Source organism: Bacillota bacterium (assembly GCA_013314855.1).
In the GTDB taxonomy this organism is placed as follows: domain Bacteria; phylum Bacillota; class Clostridia; order Acetivibrionales; family DUMC01; genus Ch48.
Map to the genome: position 1 here is coordinate 16,980 of JABUEW010000020.1, position 21,908 is coordinate 38,887.

Genomic DNA, 21,908 nt, shown 5'->3' on the forward strand with positions numbered 1-21,908 from the left:
GTGGTTAGCGATAGAGGGAAGTGGTTAATATGGGTTTATATGATAAGGAAATTGATATAACGAGAAACATTAAGATAATTGAGTGGCTGAAAAGTGAGCTTTTAACAGATATTGCCAATTTGTTTAGGACTTTGGTCAATGGAGCCAGGGAAGAATTACATGAGTCTATTTCCGAAACATTATCCAATATTATTTTAATATGTTATTTATTAGGAAGGCGATTAGGTATCAGTTATAATGCTATTGAAATGAAAATAGAAAGTAAAATAAGGCTAGGCCTTATAGAATCCCATGATGTGGAAAAACATTATGGTGACCTTTCAGAATTGGCAAAGCACCTGAACAGCTCAAGAGCTAAGATGAAGTAGTTCAGGGACAAAAATGAAATAACCCCGGGGGAAGAGGAGTTTAGATGAATAATAAGAAATATTCACGAATCTTTATACCACGGACAAGCTCTTATCTTTGGATAATATTAATTTTGTTGGTGGTAATAACTTGGCTGGACTGGCGAATAGCCATACCGGGGTATTTACTGTTTATAGCTCTGGTAATATATAATTTCAGGGCTAACTGCAGAAGGCAAAGAGACATTGCAAAGTATATAGAAAATCTCACCTTTAATATAGATTCAGCCTCAAAAGACACTTTGCTAAATTTTCCTATGCCCCTTGTCGTAGTTGAACTTGACGGTACAATAATCTGGTATAACCAGAAATTCAGGAAGATATTTAATGGAGAGCAACTACTGGAAAACACCATCAGTTCCTTTGTTGCCGAGCTTCATCCTTACAGCCTGTTAAATAACCAGACAAATATTTTAAGAGAAATAAAAATAAATGAAACCTATTACAAAGTGATGGGGAATTTTATTAAAATACAGGGAAGGACCGATGTTACAGACTATATACTTCTTTTGTATTTTTTAGATAATACGGAAATTGTAGAGCTAAAAACAAAATATAATGAAGAAAAGCCTGTTACAGGGATTATAATTATAGATAACTATGATGAACTTATGCAGAGCATGGAAGACGTGGCGCGTCCCCAAATACTTGCTGAAATAGATAAAAAAATTGTGCAATGGATGGGTTTTACCGGAGGAATTCTAAAAAAATTTGAAAGAGACAAGTATTTATTTTTGTTTGAATATAAATATCTGAAGGACTTTGAGGATAAAAAGTTTGAGATTCTTGATACTGTAAAAGAGATAAATGTGGGGAATAAAATCCCTGTGACTCTTAGTATAGGTTTAGGCATAAATAACGGAACCCTGTCCCAGAACCTGGCTGCAGCAAGTGCAGCTATAGACCTGGCTCTTGGAAGGGGAGGAGACCAGGTTGTTCTTAATAACAAAAATAGTTTCAAGTTTTATGGTGGTAAGACGAGAGAACTTGAAAAACATACCCGTGTTAAGGCAAGGGTTATATCTTATGCCTTAAGAGAGTTAATAGACCAATGTTCACAGGTTATGATTATGGGTCACGAAAACCCGGATATAGATGCTATAGGTGCTGCATTGGGAATATACAGGATTGCTAAAAGCAGAAATAAAGACGCATATATTGTTTTAAGCCAATCAAACCCTACAATTGACAGTATGTTGGCCAGGATAGAAAAAACCCAGGAGTACAATAATTTGTTCCTGGAAAGAGGTGAGGCCCTTAACAGGATTAACGGCAAAACTTTGCTAATTATTGTGGATACTTACAGGACAAAATACACAGAATACCCTGAACTTCTTAAATATACCAACCAGGTGGTGGTTATTGACCATCACAGGAGAGGAACAGATTACATCCAAGATGCCACGCTTGTTTACCAGGAGATTTATGCATCTTCTACATGTGAACTTGTAACAGAGATAATCCAGTATGTAGATGAAAAGTTAAAACTGAAACCTGTTGAGGCTGAAGCTTTATATGCCGGTATAGTAATGGATACAAAATGGTTTACCTTCAAGACAGGGATCAGGACTTTCGAAGCTGCCTCATTCTTAAAGAAGCAAGGTGTCGACCCTTTATCGGTAAGACAACTGTTTCAAAATGATTTATCAACATTTTTAAATATTTCCGCTATCGTAAGAGATGCAGAGATAATGGAGAATAGCATTGCCATATCCATTTGTCCGCCCAATATAAAAAATACTTTACTTACAGCTGCTAAAGCTGCCGATGAGCTGTTGAGCCTTTCAGGCATAATAGCTGCATTTGTGTTATGTTCTGTTAATAATGGTGTATCTATAAGCGGGAGGTCTCTTGGTGAATTAAATGTACAGGTTGTACTGGAAAAACTGGGCGGGGGAGGGCATCAGACTGTAGCGGGGGCGCAACTTCAAGATATTTCTGTTAATGAGGCTAAAGAAAAACTAAAACATGCTATAATAGAGTATATAAGCGAAACGAATAACAACGGGTAGTAATAGACAGTACAGTGCAGTGTGGTAGATAAATAATGGATGAATGATAATGAATAAATGAATAATGGATAATTGAGGAGGGGTTTCACGATGAAGGTTATTTTAAAACAGGATGTAAAAAGCCTGGGGGAGAAAGATAGCATAATTGAAGTAAAGGACGGTTATGCCAGAAATTATCTCCTGCCAAAAGGTCTGGCGGTGGAAGCTACTGAAGGTAATCTCAGTATTATTAGAAATAGAAAGGAAGCAGAAAAACTAAAAAAAGATAAGGAATTGGAGAATGCAAAAGCCCTGGCTGGTAAACTCAATAATACGGTTATTACAATAAAAACCAAGGCAGGAGAGAGCGGAAAGCTTTTTGGCTCAATTACATCCATGGATATTGCGGAAAGTCTGCAAAAAAGCATGAAAATTAATATTGATAAAAAGAAAATTCATCTGCCTGAAGCTATAAAAAGTTTAGGAACTTATGAGGTTGAAGTAAAATTTTATGCAGGGGTAAGTGCATTATTAAAGGTGAATATAGAACAGGAATAGAGAGGTTTTAGCAATGGCAACAGAGTTAAATATATTGGGAAGGATACCCCCACAGAATATTGAAGCAGAACAGTCTGTCCTGGGGTCTATGCTCCTGGATAAGGAAGCCATACCTGTTGTTGCTGAAATACTAAGAAGTGACGATTTTTATAGGGATGACCATGGTGAAATATATGAAGCTATAATGGACCTTTTCAATAAAGCGGAGCCTGTGGATCTTATAACAGTTACAGAGCAATTGAAAGCAAGAGGGACACTGGATAAGGTAGGGGGCCTGGAATATATCACTAACATAGCTACTTCAGTACCGACAACAGCTAATGTAAAGCATTATGCCAATATTGTAGAAGAAAAGTCGATCTTAAGAAAGCTTATCAAAGCCTCTTCCAAAATTATAGATATGAGTTATGAGGCCTCTGATGAGATTTCCGTAATCCTGGATAATGCAGAAAGAAATATTTTTGATATACTCCAGAAACGCAGCTCCAAAGGATTTTACCATGTAAAGGAAATATTGGTAGAAACCTTCAACCGCCTGGAAGAATTATACAATAAAAAAGAGTTTATTACGGGAGTGCCTTCCGGTTTTATAGATTTAGACTATAAAACCTCCGGATTCCAGGATTCGGATTTAATACTCATAGCCGCCCGGCCGTCTATGGGAAAAACTTCCTTTGCCCTTAACATTGCCCAGTATGCAGCTATATATAAAAAGATACCTGTTGCTATCTTTAGCCTTGAAATGTCCAGAGAACAGCTGGTCAACAGGATATTATGCAGTGAGGCCCTGATTGACAGCCAGAAAATGAGGACCGGGAACCTGGATGATGAAGACTGGGACAAAATTGCCCATACTCTTGGCCCTTTATCTGATGCTCCTATTTATATTGATGATACTCCTGGAGCTTCAGTTATGGAAATTAGGGCAAAATGCAGGAGGCTTAAGCTTGAAAAAAATTTGGGACTTGTAATTATAGACTATTTGCAGTTGATGCAGGGAAGAGGAAGAGTTGAAAACAGGCAACAGGAAATATCGGAGATTTCCAGGTCATTGAAAATATTGGCAAAAGAAATAAAAGTGCCCGTGATAACTTTGTCCCAGTTAAGCCGTGCTCCTGAAACCAGGTCGGACCACCGCCCTGTCCTCAGTGACTTGAGGGAGTCGGGAGCTATTGAACAAGATGCTGATATGGTAATATTTATATATAGGGATGACTATTATAACCAGGATACGGATAAGAAGAATATAGCTGAAATAATAATTGCCAAGCATAGGAACGGCTCTACAGGAACTATAGAGTTGGTATGGCTAGGTCAATATACGAAATTCGGCAATTTAAAAAGAACATAAATAGTCGAAACATAGAATAAAAATTCGGGAGTAAGCGAAATGCAGTGGGAAAATACGAAAGCAAGAGAAATACAGGAGAAGGTACTTAAAACAATAAAAAAGCATAGTCTTATTGAACCCGGGGAGTCAGTTCTTGTAGGAGTTTCAGGAGGGCCGGACTCTGTCTGTCTCCTTCATGTCCTTTATTCCTTATCCCTGTCTCACCAACTTAAGATAGAAGGGATATTTGCTGTCCATATAAATCATATGCTGCGGGGTAGGGAATCGGACATGGATGAAGAGTATGTAAAGGAGCTTTGCAACCAACTGGGCATCAAATTGTTTTCTGTATCTTTAAATATCAGGGAAATATCAGATAAAAAAGGCATTTCAATAGAAGAGGCTGCAAGGGAGGAAAGGTATAGCCAGTTTGCTTTACTTGCCGGCCAAATAGGTAATTGTAAAATTGCGGTAGCCCACAACAGAAATGACCAGGCTGAAACAATAATAATGAATATAATCCGGGGCACAGGCCTTGACGGGCTTAGGGGAATGGATTATAAAAGGGGAAAAGTAATAAGACCTCTACTGGACATTGGAAGGAATGAAATAGAAGAATATTGTATTATGAATAATCTAAATCCACGTACTGACAGTACGAACCTAAAAAGCATTTATACCAGGAATAAAGTGAGGCTGGAACTAATACCTTATATATCTAAGAGTTTTAGCATAGATATGGTGGAAAGCACTAATAGAATGGCAGATTTAATAAGAGATGACTACTGTTATCTTGAAGAAGTGGCCACGGAGCAATATAAAGAATGTGTATTGAATGAGCATTTGTTGGAAGCATACGGTAATGCAATTGAGTTGGACAATGCAAAGAAGTTGGATGACCAAATGAATTTAGTTAATGGAATAGAACTGGATATAAAAAAAATAATGAATTGCCATAACGCCATCAGAAAAAGGGTTATAAGGAAGGCAATAGAAAAAGTTAAAGGAAATTTGATGTCTATAGAAAGTGTCCACATTGAAAAAATACTTGGGTTATGCCTGGAAGGAAGGACAGGTTCCCAAATCTGCCTGCCCCATAATATTCGTGTAGCGAAATCCTACAATATTTTAAAAATATATATGTATGACAAGCTTTCTAATGAACTGCCCTGTGAATTGTCCCGGGAAACTGCAGGAGAAAATAGAGAAGCTAAATTTACTTATTTTAACAAAAAGCTTGAAATACCGGGGATTACACCTATAGAAGTCCTGGATGCTTACCTGGAAGCAACTGTTATTGATAGAAATTCATTTGATGTTGAGATATTTAAAAATTTGAGCTATAATTCACTAGTACAATTTTTTGATTATGATAAACTAAAAGCAGGGATAAATATAAGGAATAGGGAAGAGGGAGACATAATTGCTCCCTATAAATGTAAAGGTACAAAAAAATTAAAAGAATACTTTATAGACAATAAGATACCCAGGGAAATCAGAAATCGCATACCTCTGATTGCTAAAGGGAAAGAAATAGTGTGGGTTATTGGGTACAAGATAAGTGATAAATTCAAAATAACTGAAAACACTAAAAGTATATTAAGGTTGGAATTTAGAAAAAGCAAGAATTGAAACAGAGGAAGGGAAATACTTAACGCGGGGGTGTAGAACTTGATATGCAGCAATAATGAAGTTAATAATCAATTTAATAATGATCAATTTAATAATGAGGTTGAAAGGATACTGGTACCGAGAGAGAAAATTGCCGAAAAGGTAAAGGAATTAGGCAAAAAGATTTCGGAAGATTATAAAAATTGCGAGCTGGTATTAATAGGTGTATTGAAAGGTGCTTTTATATTTCTTGCAGATCTCATGAGAGAACTTACTATCAATGCAGATATGGACCTGATATCGGTTTCCAGTTATGCGAATGATACGGAATCTTCCGGAATTGTACGTATAATAAAGGATGTGGATATAAATATCTCCAATAAACATGTCCTGATAGTTGAGGATATTGTGGATACAGGTCTCACGCTAAAACATTTAAAGGAGCTTTTTAGGACAAGGGGCCCCAAAAGTGTGAAAATATGTGCAATATTTGATAAACCTTCTAGAAGAAGGGTAAATATAACTGTAGATTACAAGGGGATAGAGATACCCAATGAATTTGTTATAGGCTATGGCCTTGACTATAAAGGAAGATACAGGAATCTTCCCGATTTATGCGTCTTGAATCCTGAAGTTTATAAGAAAAAATAGCGAGAAAATGATGAAAATAAACAACAATTTATTGTATTTTAATTATATATATGCTAATATAAAATAACGGGAAAAAGCACTGCTGCAAAGACTATATTTTGTACTGCAGGCAGGGAGGGAGATATTTGAAATATTTGAAAGGTTTAAGCTTTTATATAGTATTATTTGTGATAATATTATTTATATTGGCTTTGTCCCAAGGTACTGATAATCCTATAAATATGGATTATTCGGATTTAATAAGGGAAATTCATAACAATAATGTAAGTGAAGTTGTCTTAGAAGGACAAAAGGCTACGGTTGTTTTGAAAAAGCCGTATATTACCGATAGGGTTAATAAATATGTTATATATATACCTGATGTAGGGACTTTTTTATCTGAAGTTTCCGAGCAGATGAAAAACGGTCAGATAAGGGTAAGGACGGAGTTTCCGCCTACAGCTCCATGGTGGGTTGCAATATTGCCAACTGTAGGGCTTATTGTTATTTTTGTGCTTTTCTGGGTGTTTTTCCTTCAGCAATCCCAGGGAGGCGGCGGTAGCCGGGTTATGTCTTTTGGTAAAAGCAGAGCAAAAATGAGTACCGATGAGAAGAGGAAAGTAACTTTTAATGATGTTGCCGGTGCAGATGAAGAAAAGGAAGAATTAGCGGAAATTGTAGAATATCTGAAAATGCCGAAGAAGTTTATTGAGCTTGGTGCAAGGATACCAAAAGGTGTGCTGCTTGTAGGACCTCCGGGTACAGGTAAAACTTTGCTGGCAAGGGCGGTATCGGGTGAAGCAGGTGTTCCGTTTTTCAGTATCAGCGGTTCCGATTTTGTAGAGATGTTTGTTGGTGTAGGTGCCTCCAGGGTAAGAGACCTTTTTGAGCAGGCAAAGAAAAATGCACCATGTATAGTTTTTATCGATGAAATAGATGCTGTTGGTAGGCATAGGGGTGCAGGACTGGGAGGAGGACACGACGAGAGGGAGCAGACACTAAACCAGCTGCTCGTTGAGATGGATGGGTTTGGTATAAATGAAGGAGTCATTGTCCTTGCTGCCACGAACAGGCCAGATATACTTGACCCGGCTTTATTAAGGCCCGGGAGATTTGACAGGCGGATATTTGTGGGTTTGCCGGACATAAAAGGAAGAGAAGAAATATTAAAGGTGCATGCAAGAGGAAAACCTCTATCCCCCGAAGTAAAATTAAACGAACTTGCCAAGAGCACTCCAGGGTTTACCGGAGCTGACCTGGAGAATTTACTGAATGAAGCGGCTCTTCTTGCGGCAAGGAAGAATAAGAGGAAAATTGAGCCGGAGGAAATTAAAGAAGCTACATTTAAAGTTATAATGGGTCCGGAGAAGAAGAGCAGGGTAATGAGTGAAAGCGAGAAACGGCTTACTGCTTACCATGAGGCAGGTCATGCTATTGCTGTCAAACTTATATCAACTACTGATAAAGTAGACAGGATTTCAATAATACCTTCGGGTAGAGCAGGCGGGTATACCGCATTTAAACCTGAGGAGGATAAAACATACCTTACCAGGTCACAACTCATGGAAAAGATAGCAATAGCGTTAGGTGGAAGAGCTGCCGAAGAAATAGTCCTTGGGGAAATAAGTACAGGAGCCTACAATGATCTGAAAGAAGCAAACAATGTAGCAAGAAACATGATAACAAGATATGGTATGAGTGAAAGACTCAGCAACCTTATATTCGGTAGTGAGACAGATGAAATTTTCCTGGGTAGGGATTTTGCCCATACAAGAAATTATAGTGAGCAGATAGCTGCGGAAATTGATATGGAAGTTAAGAATATAATTGATAATTCCTATCAAAAGATAGTAAATATACTCAAAGAAAATATAAACAAGCTCCATACTATTGCAGCTACACTAATAGAAAAAGAGAAGTTGGAAGGGCAGGAATTTGAAGAACTGTTTGTAAGTGCGTGAGATTGCAGTTTTTTCATAAACTTGACTTAAGTTTGTGAATGTGTTAAATTAATTTGTAACAAAATAAATATAGTTTTGCCTTATCAAGAGAGGTGGAGGGACTGGGCCCGATGAAACCCGGCAACCGGCATTTTATATGCATCGGTGCCAATTCCTGCAGGATGTAATCCTGAGAGATGAGGAGCAAAATTAAACCTCTTCATTGTTTAAGAGGCTTTTTATTTGTTCCGGAAAACAATAAATTGAAGAGGGGAGATATTAAAATGGAAAGAAAACTATTTACATCTGAATCAGTTACTGAAGGCCATCCTGATAAAATTTGCGACCAGATCTCTGATGCAGTGCTGGATGCAATTATAGAAAAGGATCCTATGGCAAGAGTTGCATGCGAAACAGCTGTTACAACCGGATTAGTGCTTGTAATTGGTGAAATCACGACAGACTGCTATGTTGATATTCCAAAAATCGTTAGGGAGACAATAAGGGAGATTGGTTATGACAGGGCAAAATATGGTTTTGACTGTGATACATGTGCTGTTATTACATCAATTGACGAGCAGTCTCCTGACATAGCTATGGGGGTTAACCGTGCTCTGGAAGCTAAAAGAGGAGAAATGGTTGACAATGGCATCGAAGCTATAGGAGCTGGAGACCAGGGTATGATGTTTGGGTTTGCCTGTGACGAAACTCCCGAACTTATGCCCATGCCCATATCACTTGCCCATAAGCTGGCGAAAAGGCTGAGCGTAGTTAGAAAAGAGGGAATTATTCCATATTTAAGGCCTGACGGGAAATCACAGGTAACTGTGGAATATGAGGGGGATAAGCCTGTAAGGGTGGATACCGTTGTGGTATCAAGCCAGCATAGTCAGGATGTTGACCACGATACTATAGAAAGGGACATTATCCGCTATGTTATTAAACCAACAATTCCAGGGGAGCTTATGGATGATAACATGAAAATATATGTTAACCCGACGGGCAGCTTTGTGGTTGGAGGGCCTCAGGGTGATTCAGGATTGACGGGGAGAAAAATTATTGTTGATACTTATGGAGGATATGCCCGTCATGGAGGTGGAGCGTTTTCCGGGAAAGATCCGACAAAGGTTGATAGGTCAGCTTCCTATGCGGCCCGTTATGTTGCTAAGAATATTGTTGCTGCAGGACTTGCCCGCAAATGTGAGGTGCAGCTTGCATATGCCATAGGGGTAGCAAAACCTATATCAGTTTCTGTTGATACCTTTGGTACAGGGGTAATTCCTGATACACATATTGTTAAGCTGATAAATAAGCATTTTGATTTAAGACCTGCGGCCATTATTAAAATGCTGGATTTAAGGCGACCAATATATAAGCAGGTTGCAGCTTACGGACACTTTGGAAGGACAGATTTGGATTTAACATGGGAGAAAACCGACAAGGCGGAAATATTTAAAAAAGAGGTTATGAGTGCGGTGACAATATAGTATATAATTGGGTCTTAAAAATAACGGCTGCCCTGAATTAACAAATTTCAAGGCAGCTTTTTTTACAATTGCCAATTGACTGTAACAAAATACACCTCACAGCATATTATAAATGAGGGGTGTTTTCTAATGTTGGCACAAATATTTCGTTTAATCATGTACATATTGGCGTTATATGGTTTTATATCAATAATTGCAACGATAGTAAGGCGTTTTTACCGTAATATCAACCTGAGAAATTCTAATATGAGAATGGCATTAATAGTAAAGAACCAGGGGGAAATAATTGAAGGAGTGGTAAGAAGTATTTTTTCAGGGGGAATTCTGGAAAGTATAATACAGGGAGACAACTTTTATATAGTAGACATGGGTTCAACTGACAAAACAGTGGAAATTTTACAACGGCTTAAAAATACCTACCACAATATGGAAATTTTATCTGAAAAGGATAAGGATAAAATTTTTGATGATTTTAGTGAAGAAGGGACAAAAACTTAAAAACACGGCGGGTAAAACGGGCCCATTTTTTTTGAAGAATGGATTGGATATATTGTAAATATATTGTATACTAAAAATAATAATTAGTTTCAAAATAATGCTAATACGGTGGGGTGCAGCGGATATAGTGGTTGTTATCGAAGGTACGGTAGAAGAAATTATTTTTTCCAACGAGGCAAATGGTTACGTTGTATGTGAAGTGGCTTGTGAAAACGGCGTAGTGACGGTTGTAGGTTATATGCCCTTTTTATCCGAAGGTGAAATACTGAGGATAAGGGGTGCATGGGTAACCCATCCTGACTACGGAGACCAGGTGCAGGTAGAGTATTACGAAAAGATTATGCCTGAAACGGCGGAAGCAATTGAAAAATATCTGGCAGCTGGGGTAATCAAGGGCATAAGGAAAGCTACAGCAAAAAAAGTTGTCAGAAAATTTGGGGATGACACTCTCAAAATCATATTGGAGCAACCTGAAAGATTAACTGAAATAAAAGGCATAGGACTTCCAAAAGCCCTTGAAATCGGAAAAGCCTTTGCAAAACACAGACAATTTACCGGAATTGTATCCTTTCTGCACGAATATGGCATAAGTCCTGCATATACCGCAAAAATATATAAGATTTTTGGAGACAGTACTATAGAAGAGATAAAAAAGAATCCGTACAGGCTTACCGATGAGATAACGGCTATTACTTTTAAAATTGCAGATCGTATTGCAAAAAGTCTGGGGATTGACCCTTCTTCGGAACTTCGTATCTGCAGCGGTATAAAATATGTATTGTCCCAGGCTGCTCTTAACGGCCATACGTATCTTCCTCTGGAAAAATTAGAAGAATATTCCTTAGAACTTTTGGAAGTTGATATTGAGAATATAAGCAATGCTTTAGCATCTATGGTATTCAAGGGTTCTATATATATGGAAAGGGAAGAAGGGAAAAAGGACAAAGTCTATTTAAGTCAGCTATACCAGGCTGAAATTAGTGTAGCTTCAAGGCTTTTGGCTTTGTCAAAATATGGTTCATTATCAGACAAAAAGGATGTGTATAAAGCAATAAATGAAAGAATAGACAAAACGATAAAATATGTGCACGAAAAGGACGGAATTACGCTTGCCGAAGCGCAGAAATATGCCATAAAAGAGGCACTTACAAATGGAGTGCTGGTTATTACCGGAGGACCGGGAACAGGTAAAACAACAATAATAAAAAGCATAATTAAGCTTCTTAAAAAGGAGGGCTACGAAATAGCGCTGGCAGCGCCAACGGGGAGAGCTGCAAAGCGGATGACGGAAGCTACAGGTTTTCATGCGAAAACCATACACCGGCTTCTTGAAACGGGGTACCTTGGTGAAGATGAGGAGCCTTCATTTGGAAGGACTGAATTAAACCCCATAGATGCAGATGTGATAATTGTAGACGAAATGTCAATGGTAGATATATTCCTCATGGATTCCCTGGTTAAAGCTGTAAAACCTGGTGCAAAGCTTATACTTGTGGGAGATGTGGACCAGTTGCCTTCTGTAGGCCCCGGCAATGTGCTCAAGGATATTATTATGAGCGGGTCGGTTAAGACTGTAAGGCTTACAGAGGTGTTCAGACAGGCAGAAGAAAGCATGATTGTTGTAAACGCCCACAGGGTAAACAGGGGAGAAAAACCCATATTTAATATCAAAAATAAAGATTTCTTTTTTGTCTCACGTGAAAATGCGGATAGCATAGTAAAAACAGTAGTAGAGTTGTGCAGCAGGAGGATCCCCGCCCAATTCGGGTACGACCCCATTAAGGATATACAGGTGTTGACTCCTACTAAAAAAGGCCATGTTGGGGTAGCAAACTTGAATATAGAACTCCAGAAGGAACTAAACCCTAAGGGCCGAAATAAGAAGGAAAAAGCCTTCCCGAACTTTTTATACAGGGAGGGTGACAAAGTAATGCAAATTAAGAACAATTATAATATTAAATGGGTGAAGGTTAAAGACAGTCATAATGTTAAGGACTTAAGCATCACTGGAACAAATGATACAAATGATACAAATATAGAGGGTATGGGGGTATTTAACGGTGATACAGGCATCATACACAGTATAGATGAAGAAGATGAAATTATAACGGTAGTGTTTGACGATGATAAGATTGTAGAGTATTCCTTCGATGCTTTTGATGAAATAGAGCCTGCTTATGCGATAACAATACACAAGAGCCAGGGAAGCGAATTTCCCGTAGTAATATTGCCTGTGTTTTCCGGCCCGCCGGTATTAATGACGCGGAACCTTTTATATACGGCAATAACAAGAGCCAGAGACCTGGTGATTATTGTGGGAATGGAAAAAGTATTGTACAATATGGTGCAAAATGACAGGGAAACATTAAGATATTCCGGATTGGGGGACAAGCTTGCAAAATGTGGAAAGATAGATAGATACTAATGCAAGTATTGCAATCGACTAATCGACCACTTGAATGTTACATTATAGTATCAAAAATTTAATCCGATATATTATACGGTAGGAGTGATTAAACTGGATGGTGGTATTCTTGAATTTGTAGAAAGGCTGATTTTTCCGCCTAAATGTATATTTTGCTCAGAATTGTTGGGATATAAGGTTGAAATGGAAATATGCAGCAAATGTTTTAACAAAATACCGTTAATAACTGACCATTTGGCTTTTGTAGAGGAGTTTATGCATGGTACTGATCCTGGATCTACATGGTTTGACGGAGTATTTTGCGTATGTGAATATAGTGGAATTATTAAAGAGGCAATAATGAGATACAAGTACTTTGGGAAATACTCTTATTACAGGGCTTTTGCAAACCTTATGGCCGATATGTTAAAGACAATGATAAACGTAGCGGAATTTGATATAATAATTAGTGTGCCTTTACATAAACAAAGGGAAAGGAGGAGAGGATATAATCAATCTCTGCTTATATCCAAAGAATTGGGCAAGATTATTGGTATACCTGATAAATCCGGACTTCTGACAAGATTGAGATATACAGATACCCAGAGCCTTCTCCATAAAAACGAAAGGTACCTTAATGTAAAAGGTGCCTTTAAGGTAACTAATGAAAAGGAAGTGGAGGGTAAGGTTATTTTACTTATTGATGATGTACTAACTACAGGCTATACTCTGAACGAATGCAGCAGGATGCTTAAAAAAGCCGGTGCAAGAGAAGTTTATGCTGCGGTTATTGCAGCAGCTTTACATATATAAAACCTTTAGCTAATATCAAGGGTTTTATGTAGGACCGAAGTTTCTATACTATAACTATAATAAAATATAAAATAGTATTTATCGGGAGGGTTTTATTATGGCTGAATTGAAAAATTGCAAAAGGTGCGGGAAATTGTTCAACTACATTGGAGGTATCCCCATATGCCCTGCTTGTAAAGATGAGGAGGAAGCGGATTTCCAAAAGATAAAGAAATATCTTTATGAAAATCCGGGGGCATCCATTTCCCAGGTTGCCAGTGACCTTAATATGGGAATAGATAAAATAAAAAAGTTTTTACGGGAGGGAAGGTTGGAGATTATTGGGGATGATGGGATACCCATACTGCGATGTGAAAAATGCGGTGAACCTATAAAAACCGGTAGGTTCTGTGATGAATGCAGCCGAAGTATGTCTACGGAGTTTTCAATGGCAGCAAATAAAATGAAGGGTAAAAAATCTTTTCAAGGGGAACGTCCCAGTGTTGGGATGAGGTACCTATCAGTGGGGGATAAGAAAAAAGAAAAATAATTTTTACTGGAAAGATAATATTCAAATAATGATATTAATATTTATTTATATTTACCGATATTATTATTGAAAAGAGGTGAAAAAGAGGTTATGAAAATATGGGGAGATATTTCCGGTATCCCCGGGATATACGGTAAGAATAAGAGTGTGAATAAAATAAGAGAAATTACGGAAGTAAAGCCTAAAAAGGATGTAGTATCAATATCCGATAAAGCTAAAGATTATCAATTGGCCATGAAGTATTTAAAAGACATCCCTGACATTCGGAAGGATAAAGTGGAAGAAATTGAAAAAAAACTACACTTAGGGAATTATAATGTAAAGGGAAGCGAAATAGCCGAAAAAATTATAAAATCGGTTTTTGATAAAAAAGTGTAGAACCATGGTTTGGAGGAATATTTATGTTGGACTCTCAGTTGGTGGAAAGACTTTCTGATGTCCTTGAAAAAGAGGATGAGATCTATTGTAGTTTCCTGGATCTATCAAGGCAAAAGACTGAAGTTATTATAAATGGCAACGTGGCGGAATTGGAAAATATCACAAAAAACGAGCAGGTTCTGGTTAACAGGATAGGGAAACTTGAAGGAATGAGGGAACAGATTGTAGCAGAAATAGCTTCGTATATACAGGTAGCTCCTTCTGCTCTTACCATTACGTCAATTATAGAAAAGCTGGATACAGTACAGCGAGAAAAACTTAAAAAGACAAAAGAAAGTATTATAAATACCGTTGAAGAAATTAAAAAAATAAACCAGTTGAATAAAACTTTGATAAATAATTCACTGGAATATATAGATTTTTCAATAAACCTTATGACTTCAGCAAACAGCCGGGGTGTTAAGTATAGAAAAGATGGAAAAGAGGGAAATGGAGAGCATTACAGCCTTTTTGACGTAAAGTTATAGAAAGCTGTAGAATGTTAGGATGGTAGGATGAGCGGCATTATACATTAAAGCACGTATTGAAACATATTCTTAAGGAAGGCGGATCTTTATGGCAGTTGGATTTGGAAGTTATGAAATAGCAAAATCAGGTTTGTTTGTAAATGAACGGGCCCTTAATGTAACAGGCCATAACATATCAAACTTGAATACGCCGGGCTATGTAAGGCAACAGGCGATGATTGCGAATGCACCGTACCAAACACTCCAAGGTAAAAGCGGCCTGTACCAGTTGGGCTTAGGGGCTGATGTACAGCAGATAAGACAAATAAGGAACCGCTTTCTTGACATCATGTACAGGAAGGAAAACATGTCTTTTGGTTACTGGGAGGCCAAGTATAAAACAATCCAGGACATAGAGGCCATATTGGGTGATCCTATGAAAGAAGGACTACAGAGTGTTATGAACCAGTTTTGGGATTCATGGCATGAACTGGCCAAAGAACCTGAGAGTTTAACAGTAAGGGCTATAGTAAGGCAGAGGGGAGAAACATTGATAAACACCGTCAACCATATAGGAGAACAGTTGGACAAGTTACAAAGGGATTTAACCTCGGAGATTAGTGTACGCGTTAATGAAATAAATAATATAACTTCACAAATAGCTCAACTTAATGCTGTTATTTATAAGTACGAGGTATCAGGGGGTACCGCTAATGATTACAGAGACCAAAGAAATCTTCTTGCAGACAGGTTAACAAGGCTTGTAAATGCGGAAATAACTGAAACACCGGAAGGTTATTTCCTTGTGACAATTGGAGGTTATGCAGTAGTAAACAGAGAAAAGAGTACCAAGCTATATGTGGAAGAGGGTATGGGGAACGGAATAATGGGCCTGCCAAAGCCAATAATAAAGCTGGAAGGCTCAGAAATAACATCTCCCTTGAAGAGTGGAACTTTAAAAGGATTGATAGATTCAATAAGTGAAGTTGAAGAAACAAGAGAAATGCTGAACAACTTGATTAGTGCCATGGTTTCAGAAATTAATAAACTGCATAGAAGCGGGAAGACCATGGGACAACCTCCGGAAGATGGGGATGACTTCTTTAAGCCGATTAAAAATGGATTACCTATGGTTCTGGGAAATATTAAGCTAAATGATAACCTAGCGGACTTGAACAATATTGTGGCATCAAATATGGAAAAATCAGGGGATAATACTATAGCATTAAAGATTTCAAACTTAAGGAATGAGCCTTTAATTCCGGATGAGACGGGAATATTAAGCATTGATGAATATTATCAGAGTATAATTTCAAAAATCGGACAGAAGGGAGACCAGGCTGCAAGTATCGCTGAGAACCAATATAACCTGCTTATGGCAGCTGATGCCAAAAGGGAGGCTCTTTCAGGAGTTTCCTTAGACGAAGAAATGACGCATATGATGAGGTTTAAATTTGCATATGACGCTTCTTCAAGGGCGTTTAATGCTATAGATGAAATGATGGAAACAATTATTAACCGTATGGGTTTAGTTGGAAGATAATAAACAAGGCAATGAAGAAGGTGAAAGTTTATGAGCGGATCCTTTTTCGGGTTTAATACTGCAGTAAGGGGGCTTTTTACCGCCCAAAAACATCTTGATATAATCAATCATAATATAAACAATGTGAATACTCCAGGGTATTCCAGGCAAAAAGCGACACAAGTTGCTGCTAGACCCTATCCTCTACCGGGAATTGCCGGTATGATAGGTACGGGTTCTGAAATTGTTTCAATAAACAGGATAAGGGATGAGTACTTAGATTACAAGTATTGGAGTGAAAACAAGGCTTATGGAGAATGGTCAGCCAAAATGGAACTTCTTGCAGATATGGAAGTTACTTTTAATGAGCCCTCTGAAAGTGGTTTTACCACTATAATGAACGAGTTTTTCAATGCACTTCAGGAACTGTTAAAAGACGCTTCATCTGCGCCAAATAGGACTTTGGTACAGCAGAAAGGAGTCACCCTGGCAAAATATTTCAACAGTATGGCTAACCATTTTGAAAAACTTCAAGCTGATGTTAACCAGAGGATAAGGCTTAAGGTTGAAGAAATAAACTCGCTCGCAGTGCAGATTCAGCAGTTGAACAAGCAAATCTATACAGCAGAGCTGGATGGAAGCGTAGCCAATGATTTAAGGGATAGAAGGACCCTTTTGGTTGATGAGTTGTCTAAAATAGTAAATATTGAGGCAAATGAGGTAATCACAGGCAAAATGCCCAACGGAATGCCTGAAAAGCATTTTATTATTACTATAAACGGCAAATCTCTTGTAAATCACTTTAATGTGACTCAATTGAAGCTAACCCGCAGAGATGATACCATGAAACTGAATGAGGAGGATATCCCGGATTTGTATGAAATAAGCTGGGAAGACGGAAACAAGTTTGAGGCAAAAGGCGGTGAATTGAAAGGGTACCTTGATATAAGAGACGGTAATGACGGAATGCTGGGAATTGACGGAAAAACTGCCAGCCCTAATTTTAAAGGAATTCCCTATTACATAAGGCAGATGAATACCTTTGTAAGGATATTTGCAATGGCTTTTAACGAGGGCTATATTGATAAAAACGGTGACGGTGTAATTGACCCTGGCGAAGATGGAATAGGACATGCAGACGGGTACGGTTTGGATCCTGATGGTGACGGAGCTCTTTCGGCTAAGACAGGTATCAGGTTTTTTACAATAATAGGCGATGACGGAAAACCCCTTGATAGTGAAGCTTTTATTGATGGGGCAGGGGATATTTCCAGTATAATAGAAAGGTATAAGAATGTAACTGCCAAGAATTTTACTATAAGCAGAGATGTATTGGAGGATTATAACAATATTGCCACTTCAGATGTTGAGGGTGAAGTTGGCAATATAAAGGTGCTTTATGAACTTATTAAAATGAGGCACAATACCAGTATGTTTGCAGAAGGGGCACCGGAAGATTTTATGAAGTCACTTATAGCAACCCTTGGCATAGATTCACAGCAGGCAGTAAGGCATTCCGAGAATAGGGAGAACATTATAAAACAGATAGAAAACAGGAGGCTTGCGTATTCAGGTGTATCACTGGATGAAGAAATGGCTGATATGGTAAGATACCAGCACGCATACAATGCAGCAGCAAGGATGATTGTAACAATGAGCGAAGTTTATGATACCTTAATAAACAAGCTTGGGGTGTAAGGTAGTTTAAAAATGGATGGGAGTGATTATGAGTGAGAGTTACCAACAATATGCTCATAAACAATATGGTAGGCTACATAGGAAAGAATTTGAACAGGATGAGTAAATACCAGTATCAGCTTGCTACGGGCAAAAAGATAGCGGTACCTTCAGATGACCCGATTGTGGCTGCAAGGGCATTGAAACTGCGGACAGATCTGGCGGAAGTGGCGCAGTACAAGAGAAATGTAGAGGATGCCCAGTCCTGGATGGAAATAACAGAAGATACAATTGCAAAATTAGGTGATGTGCTCCAGAGAGCAAGGGAACTGGCAGTGGATGCAAGCAATGGGACAAAAACGCCGGATGATTTGCAGAAGATAAGGGAAGAAATAAAACAGCTCAGGGAGCAGGTAATCCACCTTGCAAATACCACCTATGCGGGAAGGTATATATTTTCAGGATTTAGCACAAACAAGCTGCTGATAGGAGATGATGGTTCTTTCAATATTGATGTTGTGAATGCTAATGAACAAATAAGGTTTGAAATAGGAATAGGCGATGATATTAATGTAAATGTCCCGGGAGGAGATTTGTTTAATAACGGGGCTGACGCTGTAAAAGGTAACGTCCCTGCATTTATAAAGGTTTTTGATGATTATCTTGCTGCCCTGGATTCAGGAAAAAATGAGGAAGTAGGGAAGATGATAGGAGTTATGGACAGTGCCCATGATAATCTCTTGAGGGTGAGGGCTGATGTGGGAGCCAGGTTGAACAGGCTTGAGCTTACCTCAAACCGTCTGAGTAATGATACCATAAACTTTACAAAATTGATGAGTTTGAATGAAGATATAGATGAAGTGGAGGCAATAATTAACCTTAAAAATGAAGAAAATGTTTACAGGGCGTCATTGGCGGGCGGGGCAAGGATAATAATGCCCACACTGCTGGACTTTTTAAGGTGATAAAAAAGAAAGGGAGGTTGGAATTGTGATAACTCCCGTAGAAAGAATAAACCCTGTTAAAGAGAATTACCGTATTTCAGAAAAAATGCGGTTTTTAAAAGGAATAAAAAACACAGCAGCAGGAATTGACGGGAAAAGCAGTGCGGAGAAGAATAGAACACAAAAGAGTGTAGGTACCTGGGATGACAGCATAATAGAATGGAATAAAACAGAAAGCAAAACGATAACCAAAAGCAGGGAGGCAGTGTTGGAAATTGACCAATACGAAGCCTTTGCAAGTGTTGGGTATAAAAATACGATGGATTTGCTGAGGGAGTCGGCTCAGAGGGCTTACCAGCATGTAATGGAGTATATCGGTAAAACAGCAGAAGATGGGGATAGGCTTGCAGCTATTGAGTTGGGGGGAAATCCATTAGCTGATATAGCTGAAAGGGATGCTTTCCCTGAAAAGGAATTTGGCATAGATTTTATACCAAAGGCAAGGCCTAAGTACGATGTAAAATATATAACCAGGATGTACAGGATGAACGGTACAATAGCAGGGACAAAAGTGGACAGGTTTATATAACTCGAAAGGGATTGTTAGAAGGCGTATTTTTGTTTACTATTAAAATTATCCGCCATTAAAATGACGTAACCTCTGCACTTTAGTGCAGGTGTTGTTAAGTATAAGAAAGTTAAGGAAGAAATATGTCAATATACTGGAATACTGGGGGAAAATCTAATGGTGCTTAATACGAGGCATTTTGGAGAAATTATTGTTCAGGAAGAAGCAATAATAACCTTTGAAGAGGGATTACCGGGCTTTGAGAATGTAAGAAAATTTATAATATTAGATACGCAAAATCCTGAAGAAGAGGGAAATGAATCCCCTTTCAAGTGGCTCCAATGCGTAGATGATCCAATGCTGGCCTTTGTAATAGCTAACCCTTTTGTATTCAGACCGAACTATGACATAGAGCTGAACGATGAAGTTGTAGAGCTGTTGGGAATAGAGAAAGAGGAAGATGTAGTGTTATATGCTATTGCAGTGGTACCTGAGGATATCAGGAAAATAAGCATAAATCTAAAAGCCCCCCTCGTAATAAATGTAAGGAATATGAAGGGTATGCAGGCTATACTTGATACCGATAAATATAGCATAAGGCATTATATCATGGATGAAATTGCCAGACAGGAGGTAGGGGCAAATGCTTGTTCTGACAAGAAAGAAGGACCAGTCTATTGTAATAGGTGATAACATAGAAATAACAGTACTGGAAATACAGGGAGATCAGGTACGTATCGGAGTTAAAGCTCCGAAAAATGTAGTTATCCACAGAAAAGAAATATACCTTGAAATACAGGAGGAAAACCGGAGGGCGGCAGAAATACAGAATAATTTATCAACTGATGTTTTAAAGCAGGCTTTAATGATGGGAAAAGGACAAGGTAGAAACAAAAAAGGTGAAGATAAGGATAAATAAAGACAAGTAAAAACAAAAAAGAAGAAAAAAATTATTTTTCCTATAAAGTTTCCGCAAAAAATATCGATATAATAGATAAGATGTGATAAAGTGTATTTCATAGCGGCCGCATGAAAAATACATTATATTATATTGCAAGAATTATAATTAACCAAAAGCAATTCAAACAAAAAAACAAAAACAAACTGCGGGCAGGGAGGCCCGGAAAAAAACAAGGAGGTAGTTTTTATGAGAATTAACAACAACTTAATGGCAATGAACACCTACAGGCAGTTATCCATTACTAATAGTGCTAGTGCACGTTCAATGGAAAAATTAAGCTCAGGTTATAGGATTAACAGAGCAGGTGATGACGCAGCAGGCCTTACTATTTCAGAAAAAATGAGATCACAGATTAGAGGTTTAAATCAGGCTTCAAGAAATGCTCAAGATGGTATTTCCCTAATTCAGACAGCTGAGGGGGCATTAAATGAATCCCATGCTATTCTTCAGAGAATGAGAGAACTGGCAGTACAGTCTTCCACTGATACAAACACAAATGATGATAGAGCTGAACTTCAGAAGGAAGTTACTCAGTTAATTGCAGAACTGGATAGAATCGGAAACAATACGGAATTTAACACTCAAAAACTATTGGATGGAAGTTTCTCAACTAAACAGATCCATATAGGTGCAAATTCAGGACAAACGTTGACTATTAGTATTGGTAACATGACAGCTAGTGGATTAAGTGTAAGTGGAGTGAATATTTCTACTCAAACTGGTGCAGATGCTGCTATAGAAACCATAGATAATGCCATTAAGTCACTTTCTTCTGAACGGTCCCAGTTGGGTGCATGGCAAAACCGTCTAGAACATACCATTAAAAACCTGGATAATGCGGCAGAAAATCTACAGGCAGCAGAATCCAGAATCAGGGATGTAGACATGGCAAAGGAAATGATGGAATTTACAAGACAGAATATTCTGCAGCAAGCAGCAACAGCAATGCTTGCCCAGGCAAATCAGGCTCCTCAGGGAGTGCTTCAGTTATTAAGATAGTATATGAAAAGATAGTATTTTTAATAAAGGGAGTCAGTATACAGACTCCCTTTATTAAAATTGTGTGCAAATAAAATTTTAATAAATATAGATATTTTGGAAGTTTTATGTTTATACAGCTGCAATAAAATCAAAAAATAGAAAAGGATATCGGA

21 protein-coding genes and 1 riboswitch are annotated in these 21,908 nt (G+C 38.1%); all 21 genes read left to right on the plus strand.

Annotation, left to right across the window (positions count from 1 at the left end; translation table 11 throughout):
• Positions 1-29: 29 nt before the first annotated feature.
• Complete coding sequence (locus tag HPY74_05045) at positions 30-368, plus strand: hypothetical protein (GenBank protein ID NSW90046.1); 339 nt, start codon at positions 30-32, stop codon at positions 366-368.
• 44 nt (positions 369-412) lie between these two features.
• Complete coding sequence (locus tag HPY74_05050) at positions 413-2,419, plus strand: DHH family phosphoesterase (protein NSW90047.1); 2,007 nt, start codon at positions 413-415, stop codon at positions 2,417-2,419.
• 90 nt (positions 2,420-2,509) lie between these two features.
• Complete coding sequence (locus tag HPY74_05055; protein NSW90048.1) at positions 2,510-2,956, plus strand: 50S ribosomal protein L9; 447 nt, start codon at positions 2,510-2,512, stop codon at positions 2,954-2,956.
• Positions 2,957-2,969: 13 nt separating this feature from the next.
• Positions 2,970-4,307: a replicative DNA helicase gene (gene dnaB / locus HPY74_05060; protein ID NSW90049.1), complete on the plus strand. Its 1,338-nt coding sequence runs from the start codon at positions 2,970-2,972 to the stop codon at positions 4,305-4,307.
• Positions 4,308-4,376: 69 nt separating this feature from the next.
• Positions 4,377-5,918: a tRNA lysidine(34) synthetase TilS gene (gene tilS / locus HPY74_05065; protein ID NSW90050.1), complete on the plus strand. Its 1,542-nt coding sequence runs from the start codon at positions 4,377-4,379 to the stop codon at positions 5,916-5,918.
• 42 nt (positions 5,919-5,960) lie between these two features.
• Complete coding sequence (gene hpt / locus HPY74_05070; protein NSW90051.1) at positions 5,961-6,548, plus strand: hypoxanthine phosphoribosyltransferase; 588 nt, start codon at positions 5,961-5,963, stop codon at positions 6,546-6,548.
• 125 nt (positions 6,549-6,673) lie between these two features.
• Complete coding sequence (locus tag HPY74_05075) at positions 6,674-8,488, plus strand: ATP-dependent metallopeptidase FtsH/Yme1/Tma family protein (GenBank protein ID NSW90052.1); 1,815 nt, start codon at positions 6,674-6,676, stop codon at positions 8,486-8,488.
• A 77-nt stretch (positions 8,489-8,565) separates the two neighbouring features.
• Positions 8,566-8,671: riboswitch (SAM riboswitch) on the plus strand.
• 80 nt (positions 8,672-8,751) lie between these two features.
• Positions 8,752-9,954 (plus strand): methionine adenosyltransferase, encoded by a 1,203-nt coding sequence (locus HPY74_05080; protein NSW90053.1) that lies wholly within the window; start codon positions 8,752-8,754, stop codon positions 9,952-9,954.
• A gap of 129 nt (positions 9,955-10,083) precedes the next feature.
• Positions 10,084-10,452 carry a hypothetical protein gene (locus HPY74_05085; GenBank protein ID NSW90054.1) on the plus strand — a complete coding sequence of 123 codons (369 nt, stop codon included), beginning with the start codon at positions 10,084-10,086 and terminating at the stop codon, positions 10,450-10,452.
• Positions 10,453-10,579: 127 nt separating this feature from the next.
• Positions 10,580-12,877 (plus strand): ATP-dependent RecD-like DNA helicase, encoded by a 2,298-nt coding sequence (locus tag HPY74_05090; GenBank protein ID NSW90055.1) that lies wholly within the window; start codon positions 10,580-10,582, stop codon positions 12,875-12,877.
• Positions 12,878-12,982: 105 nt separating this feature from the next.
• On the plus strand, positions 12,983-13,669 hold the full coding sequence (locus HPY74_05095; GenBank protein NSW90056.1) for a ComF family protein: 687 nt from the start codon (positions 12,983-12,985) through the stop codon (positions 13,667-13,669).
• A 97-nt stretch (positions 13,670-13,766) separates the two neighbouring features.
• Positions 13,767-14,198: a MerR family transcriptional regulator gene (locus HPY74_05100; protein NSW90057.1), complete on the plus strand. Its 432-nt coding sequence runs from the start codon at positions 13,767-13,769 to the stop codon at positions 14,196-14,198.
• Positions 14,199-14,288: 90 nt separating this feature from the next.
• On the plus strand, positions 14,289-14,576 hold the full coding sequence (gene flgM, locus HPY74_05105) for a flagellar biosynthesis anti-sigma factor FlgM (protein NSW90058.1): 288 nt from the start codon (positions 14,289-14,291) through the stop codon (positions 14,574-14,576).
• Between the two features lie 23 nt (positions 14,577-14,599).
• Positions 14,600-15,103, plus strand: coding sequence for a flagellar protein FlgN (locus HPY74_05110; protein ID NSW90059.1), 504 nt, complete (start codon positions 14,600-14,602; stop codon positions 15,101-15,103).
• A gap of 88 nt (positions 15,104-15,191) precedes the next feature.
• On the plus strand, positions 15,192-16,625 hold the full coding sequence (gene flgK, locus HPY74_05115; protein NSW90060.1) for a flagellar hook-associated protein FlgK: 1,434 nt from the start codon (positions 15,192-15,194) through the stop codon (positions 16,623-16,625).
• A 30-nt stretch (positions 16,626-16,655) separates the two neighbouring features.
• Entirely contained in the window at positions 16,656-18,302 is a 1,647-nt protein-coding gene (flgK, locus tag HPY74_05120; protein NSW90061.1) for a flagellar hook-associated protein FlgK, read from the plus strand.
• Between the two features lie 32 nt (positions 18,303-18,334).
• A complete protein-coding gene (flgL, locus tag HPY74_05125; GenBank protein ID NSW90062.1) occupies positions 18,335-19,246 on the plus strand; it encodes a flagellar hook-associated protein FlgL in 912 nt (303 codons plus the stop codon).
• Between the two features lie 25 nt (positions 19,247-19,271).
• Entirely contained in the window at positions 19,272-19,814 is a 543-nt protein-coding gene (locus HPY74_05130) for a hypothetical protein (GenBank protein NSW90063.1), read from the plus strand.
• 156 nt (positions 19,815-19,970) lie between these two features.
• Entirely contained in the window at positions 19,971-20,483 is a 513-nt protein-coding gene (locus tag HPY74_05135; GenBank protein ID NSW90064.1) for a flagellar assembly protein FliW, read from the plus strand.
• Positions 20,437-20,712, plus strand: coding sequence for a carbon storage regulator CsrA (csrA, locus tag HPY74_05140; GenBank protein NSW90065.1), 276 nt, complete (start codon positions 20,437-20,439; stop codon positions 20,710-20,712). Before HPY74_05135 ends, csrA begins: the two co-directional genes overlap by 47 nt.
• A 228-nt stretch (positions 20,713-20,940) precedes the next feature.
• A complete protein-coding gene (locus HPY74_05145) occupies positions 20,941-21,753 on the plus strand; it encodes a flagellin (GenBank protein ID NSW90066.1) in 813 nt (270 codons plus the stop codon).
• The last annotated feature ends 155 nt before the right edge of the window (positions 21,754-21,908 follow it).

Excerpts from the sequence above, each read along its gene's own strand:
- HPY74_05045 (NSW90046.1), top strand. The coding sequence starts at position 30 with ATGGGTTTATATGATAAGGAAATTGATATAACGAGAAACATTAAGATA.
- HPY74_05050 (NSW90047.1), top strand. The coding sequence starts at position 413 with ATGAATAATAAGAAATATTCACGAATCTTTATACCACGGACAAGCTCT.
- HPY74_05055 (NSW90048.1), top strand. The coding sequence starts at position 2,510 with ATGAAGGTTATTTTAAAACAGGATGTAAAAAGCCTGGGGGAGAAAGAT.
- dnaB (NSW90049.1), top strand. The coding sequence starts at position 2,970 with ATGGCAACAGAGTTAAATATATTGGGAAGGATACCCCCACAGAATATT.
- HPY74_05080 (NSW90053.1), top strand. The coding sequence starts at position 8,752 with ATGGAAAGAAAACTATTTACATCTGAATCAGTTACTGAAGGCCATCCT.
- HPY74_05085 (NSW90054.1), top strand. The coding sequence starts at position 10,084 with ATGTTGGCACAAATATTTCGTTTAATCATGTACATATTGGCGTTATAT.
- HPY74_05100 (NSW90057.1), top strand. The coding sequence starts at position 13,767 with ATGGCTGAATTGAAAAATTGCAAAAGGTGCGGGAAATTGTTCAACTAC.
- flgM (NSW90058.1), top strand. The coding sequence starts at position 14,289 with ATGAAAATATGGGGAGATATTTCCGGTATCCCCGGGATATACGGTAAG.
- HPY74_05110 (NSW90059.1), top strand. The coding sequence starts at position 14,600 with ATGTTGGACTCTCAGTTGGTGGAAAGACTTTCTGATGTCCTTGAAAAA.
- flgK (NSW90060.1), top strand. The coding sequence starts at position 15,192 with ATGGCAGTTGGATTTGGAAGTTATGAAATAGCAAAATCAGGTTTGTTT.
- flgK (NSW90061.1), top strand. The coding sequence starts at position 16,656 with ATGAGCGGATCCTTTTTCGGGTTTAATACTGCAGTAAGGGGGCTTTTT.
- HPY74_05135 (NSW90064.1), top strand. The coding sequence starts at position 19,971 with ATGGTGCTTAATACGAGGCATTTTGGAGAAATTATTGTTCAGGAAGAA.
- csrA (NSW90065.1), top strand. The coding sequence starts at position 20,437 with ATGCTTGTTCTGACAAGAAAGAAGGACCAGTCTATTGTAATAGGTGAT.
- HPY74_05145 (NSW90066.1), top strand. The coding sequence starts at position 20,941 with ATGAGAATTAACAACAACTTAATGGCAATGAACACCTACAGGCAGTTA.